Annotated in this window: 2 rRNA genes; both read left to right on the top strand. The window is 56.7% G+C overall.

What is annotated here, in order from left to right:
• A 23S ribosomal RNA gene (locus tag ACAG25_RS24770) occupies positions 1-691 on the top strand; the annotation flags it as partial.
• A 117-nt stretch (positions 692-808) separates the two neighbouring features.
• Positions 809-922: ribosomal RNA gene (rrf, locus tag ACAG25_RS24765) — 5S ribosomal RNA — on the top strand.
• The last annotated feature ends 7 nt before the right edge of the window (positions 923-929 follow it).

Raw genomic sequence — 929 nt, 5'->3', positions numbered from 1 at the left:
TATCCGGTTCAGGGACAGTGCCTGGCGGGTAGTTTAACTGGGGCGGTTGCCTCCTAAAATGTAACGGAGGCGCCCAAAGGTTCCCTCAACCTGGACGGCAATCAGGTGTTGAGTGTAAGTGCACAAGGGAGCTTGACTGCGAGACGGACATGTCAAGCAGGGACGAAAGTCGGGACTAGTGATCCGGCACCTCTGAGTGGAAGGGGTGTCGCTCAACGGATAAAAGGTACCCCGGGGATAACAGGCTGATCTTCCCCAAGAGTCCATATCGACGGGATGGTTTGGCACCTCGATGTCGGCTCGTCGCATCCTGGGGCTGGAGCAGGTCCCAAGGGTTGGGCTGTTCGCCCATTAAAGCGGCACGCGAGCTGGGTTTAGAACGTCGTGAGACAGTTCGGTCTCTATCCGCCGCGCGCGTCAGAAGCTTGAGGAAACCTGTCCCTAGTACGAGAGGACCGGGACGGACGAACCTCTGGTACACCAGTTGTCCCACCAGGGGCACCGCTGGATAGCCACGTTCGGACAGGATAACCGCTGAAAGCATCTAAGCGGGAAACCTCTTCCAAGACCAGGCTTCTCACCCATTAAGTGGGATAAGGCCCCCCGCAGACCACGGGATCGATAGACCAGACCTACACACGCAGCAATGCGTTCAGGGAACTGGCACTAACCGGCCGAAAACTTACAACAACAACAAAACCTCGCAACCACACATCCACACCCGATCAAACACACCCGTCGTTTGACCGGACCACACCCCACCACCAAAACACACACAATTTTGCACTCAGAAACGAGTGAATAGAGTTACGGCGGTCCATAGCGGCAGGGAAACGCCCGGTCCCATCCCGAACCCGGAAGCTAAGCCTGCCAGCGCCGATGATACTGACCACACGGTCGGAAAAGTAGGACACCGCCGAACACAAATT

Origin of the sequence: Mycobacterium sp. pV006 (assembly GCF_041287115.1) — a bacterium.
Classification (GTDB): Bacteria; Actinomycetota; Actinomycetes; order Mycobacteriales; family Mycobacteriaceae; genus Mycobacterium.
Note: the sequence above shows the minus strand (reverse complement) of the source record. Positions and strands in the feature narration are given on the sequence as shown.